This is a genomic window from Lutibacter sp., assembly GCF_041596795.1.
GTDB lineage: Bacteria > Bacteroidota > Bacteroidia > Flavobacteriales > Flavobacteriaceae > Lutibacter.
This window is the reverse complement of sequence record NZ_JBFHHX010000169.1, coordinates 1-5970: the sequence shown is the minus strand read 5'-3', so window position 1 is coordinate 5970 and position 5970 is coordinate 1. Positions and strand designations below refer to the sequence as shown.

The 5970-nt window shown below is 30.2% G+C and carries 7 protein-coding genes; 1 reads left to right on the top strand and 6 read right to left on the bottom strand.

Features of this window, described 5'->3' with window-relative positions; all coding sequences use genetic code 11:
* On the top strand, positions 1-262 hold a 262-nt coding region (locus tag ABY298_RS14265; protein ID WP_372746729.1), incomplete at its 5' end, for a HypC/HybG/HupF family hydrogenase formation chaperone.
* Here ABY298_RS14265 and ABY298_RS14260 read toward each other — a convergent pair.
* The 6 genes from ABY298_RS14260 to ABY298_RS14235 form a co-directional block, all read right to left on the bottom strand.
* The gene (locus tag ABY298_RS14260) at positions 259-2334 is read right to left on the bottom strand and encodes a gliding motility protein RemB (RefSeq protein WP_372746728.1); all 2076 of its coding nucleotides are present in this window, start codon (positions 2332-2334) and stop codon (positions 259-261) included. The two genes, ABY298_RS14265 and ABY298_RS14260, sit on opposite strands and share 4 nt — an antisense overlap.
* 10 nt (positions 2335-2344) lie before the next feature.
* Entirely contained in the window at positions 2345-2920 is a 576-nt protein-coding gene (locus ABY298_RS14255) for an acyltransferase (protein WP_372746730.1), read from the bottom strand.
* 1 nt (position 2921) lies between these two features.
* Complete coding sequence (gene deoC / locus ABY298_RS14250) at positions 2922-3674, bottom strand: deoxyribose-phosphate aldolase (RefSeq protein ID WP_372746727.1); 753 nt, start codon at positions 3672-3674, stop codon at positions 2922-2924.
* Positions 3675-3771: 97 nt separating this feature from the next.
* Positions 3772-4506, bottom strand: a complete 735-nt coding sequence (locus ABY298_RS14245) for an energy transducer TonB (RefSeq protein ID WP_372746726.1) — start codon at positions 4504-4506, stop codon at positions 3772-3774.
* Positions 4507-4684: 178 nt separating this feature from the next.
* Positions 4685-5461 (bottom strand): energy transducer TonB, encoded by a 777-nt coding sequence (locus tag ABY298_RS14240; protein WP_372746725.1) that lies wholly within the window; start codon positions 5459-5461, stop codon positions 4685-4687.
* Between the two features lie 188 nt (positions 5462-5649).
* Positions 5650-5970, bottom strand: a 321-nt coding sequence (locus tag ABY298_RS14235) for an energy transducer TonB (protein ID WP_372746724.1), incomplete at its 5' end; no start/stop codon positions are given.

Genomic DNA, 5970 nt, shown 5'->3' with positions numbered 1-5970 from the left:
TATGTGTTTATCAATACCAGGAAAATTAATAGCAATAACATCGCAATTAGATGAAACTTTTAGAGTTGGAAAAGTATCGTTTGATGGGGTTATAAAAGAAGTAAGTTTAACATTGGTTCCTGAAGCGAATGTTGGTGATTATGTGTTGGTTCATGTAGGTGCAGCAATTTCAACTATTGATGAAGACGAAGCCAAAAAAACATTTGAATTATTAAAACAATTGGATGAGTTAAACGAATTAGAAAATCCTGATATTGATTAAAAATCGAAATACCAATTAAACACATCGGTTTTTAAGCCAAACGAAATCCATGTTGTACTTGTTTTTTCAAAAGTAGTTGTTGGAACATCTGGGTTAAAATTTCTGTACGTAATTCCTCCAAACAATTTTAAATTAGTTGCAGGGTTTACTAAATAACCAGCTTGTAACTCTCCAATAAAAATAGTTGCAGTATTACCTTGACCTATTTCGTTTCCATAATCATAAGCTCTGTCATCATTATCTCTGTAAATATCGCCTCCATAACTATAGGAATCTGTAGAAGAATTAAAATCGAAACCTTTTTTACCAAAAACTATTTTAGAATTTGCAAACCAGCGATCTTTTGAATACTGTGCAATTCCAATAAATTCATTAAAATTAGAACCCCATAAATGCGCCAAAGGTTGGTTGTTATGGCCATAATTATAATTTAGTTCATCATGAGAATATGTAAATGGTCTTACTGAATTAAATTCAGCTTGTAAAAACAAATTTTCAATAGTAAAAGCGTTGTAATATTTGGCTCCTATTTGAATTCCATTTTTATTTGCCCACCATCCGTTGCCTCCTGTAATTTCCGATATTCTAAACTCATCAAGCAATAATTGAGAATAGAATGATATATTTTTAAGTTTATATTTTAAACTTAGGCCAAGTAATGAATTTCCTGCTCTTGATCCAGTTGCAAATTCTACTGCGGTATAAAATATTAACGGATTTAAATAATTAACATCAAAACCCCTATTATTTACATCGTCCCAAATTACGGTTTCAAACAATCCAATATTTAGTTTTTTTGTGGCATTCCAGCTTAAGTAATGCGTTGCTATATATTTTTGCTTGTATGCACCATCTTCAGTTAATTCTGGTCGTACATCTTGCATAGTCATAAACAAGTTTGTGTATTTAATTTTCCAAAAACTAGTATTGATTTTAAAAAATGGATAAGGAGATGCAACATCCGATAAAAATAATGATCGGTAACCATCACCTATAAAGTTTTTACCATTTCCAAATTGAAAATTAAAGTATTTACTTGGTGTATAAGAAATATATGCTTCTGCAACAGGATAATCGTAAGCATCAGAATTAAATTCTTTAGCAATTCCTCTTCCAGGAATTATTGCCGGATTTCCACCATCTGGTTTAATTGAATTGGCATATTCATTAAAATACGTTGCAAACCTTCCTTGACTTTCATAAAAATTTGTTGAAAAACTTAAATTTTTACCAATTGCTCCGTTTATTGCAATAGCTCGCGTATTATTAAAAGTATTTAAGCCGTTGTAACTATCTTTTCCTAATTGTAAGTCAACCATTGGATCAACGGTAAACCAAAAATCGTTTCCTTTTACAAAGGCCATATGCTCATTTAATAATTTTCTACCAAACCAAGTGTTTTTTGGTTTTATTAGCTTGTTTTTCTCAGCATCTAAATCTACAAATTTAGCAACTTCAGTATACAAAAATGGCTTTATTGCTGTATGAGAATTCTCCGCCTGATTTAATTGAAAATCATAATTATTATAAACTGTATGTACAAACGGAATGTTTAGGTTAGAATTATGTTCTGGGAATAATGAGTTTTTAACTACTAATTGAACTTCATCTTTAAAAATCTCTTTGGATTGAGAAACTATTTCTTCAGTATCTGCTCTTAAAATATTTTGTTGTTTATTATTTTCTAATGGAATTAAAATAGGAAATACAAACTGCATTTCTATTGGATGATTGTTATAAGATGCTGCTGTAATTGTTGGAAAAGTTGAAAAAACTCTCTCTACTTCCTCTTTCAATTCTTTGTATGGAGAATTTACATAAATTACCTTAAAATTTCCTGAAGAAGTTACTACAAATACCACGTTAATAGTTTCGCTGAAATTATCTTTTTTGATGTTTTCTGGCAATTTAAATTCTTTTACCACCAATTCCTTCAACTGATTATTAAAGCACGTTGATTGATTGGAAATTTCTACAGAATTACACGCAGGAAAAACTGGATATTTTTCCATTTGTGAAAAAGCCGAAACTGAAAAAAGTAAAAAGAGAAAATATAAAAGCGTTTTTTTCATTAATTGGTACTTACAGTATTTTATGAACAGAATTATTTTGTAATTGATATTTATCACCGCTTTCAACACAAGTGGCAAATCCGTTAGAGTCAAACTCTAACCTATGACCATATTCACTAATCCAACCTATTTGTTTTGACGGATTACCAACAACTAATGCATATGGTAAAACCGGTTTAGTTACTACAGCTCCTGCACCTATTAGGGCATATTCTCCAATTTCATTTCCGCAAATTATAGTTGCATTTGCTCCAATACTTGCGCCTTTTCTAACATAGGTTTTTTTGTATTCATTTTTGCGAATTACAGCACTTCTTGGATTTATTACATTGGTAAAAACCATAGACGGACCTAAAAATACATCATCTTCACAAATAACGCCCGTATATATTGAAACGTTGTTTTGCACTTTTACATTTTCGCCTAAAATAACTTCAGGAGAAACCACCACATTTTGACCAATATTACATTTGTTGCCAATTACGCAATTAGACATAATGTGACTAAAATGCCAAATTTTAGTTCCGGCACCAATTGTGCAACCTTCATCTATAACTGCAGTTTCGTGTGCAAAATAGTTTTCCATATTAATATCCTGCTTCTGCTTTTCCACCATCTGCAATTAATTTAGCCGATGAAGTTCCAATTCTTGTAACTCCCATTTCAACCATTTTAACAGCATCATCATAATTTCTAACACCACCTGCTGCTTTTGCTGGTAATGGTTTTGCATTTTCAACAATTAATTCCATAGCTTCAAAAGTGGCTCCGTTTGGCTTACCTTCTTCTGTTTTAAAAAATCCTGTTGATGATTTTACAAATACCTTTGATGCATTTTCTTCTCCAAAATTTTCTAAAACTACATCTCTAATTAATTGAGTTATGGCAACTATTTCATCATTAGTTAAAGCAGCTATTTCAATAATCCATTTTGCAACTTTGTTATTATCCAAAGCCAATTTGGTTCCTTTAAAAACTTCTGCTTTTACTATATTTATTTTTTCTTCTTTAAAAGCTGTGTAGTTTACAACAAAATCTAACTCATCAACATCATTTTGTACAGCTTGCATTGCTTCTTTTAATTTATCTTCAGTTTTATAGGTTCCTTCATGAAAACCTATTACTGTTCCAATTAAAACATTTGAATTTGCGTTGGAAATCATTTCTCTGGCCATTGCAACAAACTGAGGACGAATCATAGCTAACTTAAAATTGTTATCTATAGCTTCTTGTATAAGTTCTTGAACCTTTAGTTTTGTTTCTTCTTCTGAAATATTTGCTTGTGTAGCAGTTTTAAGATATGTAGAATCTAAATATTGATTGATGTTAATTTTAGTCATTTTTTTAAAAATAATTTTATCAAACAAATATAATCTTTTAAAATCATCTACCATAAAAAATCCCGCAATAGCGGGATCTTATAATTTAAACCAAATTTTATTCTACTTTAAACACAATAGGCAATCCGTAGCTTACAGAAACTGGTTTACCGCGTTGTTTTCCGGGTGTCATTACCGGCAATAATTCAATAACTCTAATAGCTTCTTCTTGTAATTTTTTATGCGGAGCACGCGCCTGAATATTTGAAATATGTCCAGTTTTATCAATTTTAAACATCACAAATATTCTTTGCACAGAACCTGCAGGCAAACCTAATTCCTGAGCTAGTTCAATATTAAATTTTTTAGAAACAAATTTAGTTACCTCATTTGAAAAACAATCTCTTTTTTCCTTATTAGTACCCGTACAGCCAGGATAAATTGGCGAGTCTTCAATAATCATAAAAGGCACATCTTCAACCACAGTTTCTTCTTCTTCTTCAACTGCTACTAATTGTTTAGACACATTAACAACTACAGCGTCTGAAACCTCCAACTCTGTTGATTCTATAATTGATTCTTTAATTTCAACAGCATCATCCACTTTTAAAATCCGTTCCGAAATTACAGTTTTAGGAGCTTCTGGCTCTTGAATTTCAACAGGTTTAATTTCAATATTAGTTTCAACTTCATCGGCCTTTATAAATGTACCTTCTAAACTTTTAATTTCAGATGGATATGATTTTATATTGATGAATTCATAAACTACAAATAATGCTAAAACTAAACCTAATTCAATTAATATTTTTGAATAATTTTCAAGAACTGCGTGTGGATATTTTTTAATTTCCATGATGACCTTTTTTAAGTTCAACAAGAATAAAATGAGTACGCTGTTTAAAACAGTGGTGGTATATAATGCAAGAAGTGCAGAAACAAGATGTTTTTTAAATGCAACATCCTGCAAGATTAAATATCATATTAAATTTACAAATTTTTCAGTAGAATTACAATTATTTGGACTGAATAATTTATTCTATTTTAAAAGCAATAGGAACTGCATATCTTACCTTTACAGGCTTTCCGTGTTGCTTACCGGGATGCATTTTAGGTAAAGAGTTGATAACCCTAATTGCTTCTTCTTGCAATCTTTTATGTGGTGCTCTTGCTTCAACATCAACAATATTTCCGTTTTTATCTATTTTAAACATAGTGTATATTTTTTGAACACCAGGCGATAAACCAAGCTCACCTGCCAAACCACTATTAAATTTTCTGTTGATATATTTACTTATTTCTTTTGAAAAACAATCCTTTCTTTCTTCATTTGTGCCTTTACAACCAGGAAAAAGCGGTGCTTCTTCCAATCCGTGAATATCAAAAAATTCATCTGCTGGCGGAACAAAATCATCTTCTTTAATAGTTTTAAACGAACTAATATCTATTGGAGTACTTGGATCATTCCCTTTTACAATAGTTTCCTCATCATCTGTATCATCATCTATTTGTGTAATAATATCAACAATTATTTTTTTAGCAACAATTTCCTGTTTTGGTTCCGTTTTTAATTCAATTATTTGTACACTATCATCTATTAACAAAGTTTCACCACTAGGTAATAATGCAATTTCATTGTTAAAAGATTTGTTCTGAATTAATACATACACCACCAAAAGTGATAATACCAAACCTAATTGCACAAATAATTTACTGTAATTATCTAAATTTGCATTAGGATGTTTCTTTGATGTTTTTACATGTGTTTTGTTTAAATTTTTACTGTCGGATTTTTTTTCTGATACGTTCATAATTTATAGGTTTTATGTTATGTATAACTAGAAATAAACTGTATTAATTGGATTGAGTGGTATTGAAACAATTAATATTTGCATTATTCTAAAAACACGATAACTGTTAAAATTATGTTAATATCAAGAAACGTACCAAAAAAAAAGCTCAACCAAATGGTTGAGCTTTTTACTATATTTTGAAAACCTTATTCAACTTTAAAAGCAATAGGTAAACTATATTTTACACCTACTGGTCTTCCTCTTTGTTTTCCAGGAATCATTTTAGGTAAAGATTCTACTACACGAATTGCTTCGTCTTGTAGTCTTTTGTGAGGTGCACGTGCTTGTACATCTGTAATATTTCCTGTTTTATCAATTTTAAACATTACAAAAATACGTTTAACACCAGGAGTTAAACCTAAATCAGAAGCTAACTCAGAGTTAAATTTTCTGTTTACGTGTTGTGTAATTTTTTCTTGTAAACACTCTTTTAATTGAGCTTTAGAACCTTTACAACCAGGGAAAAT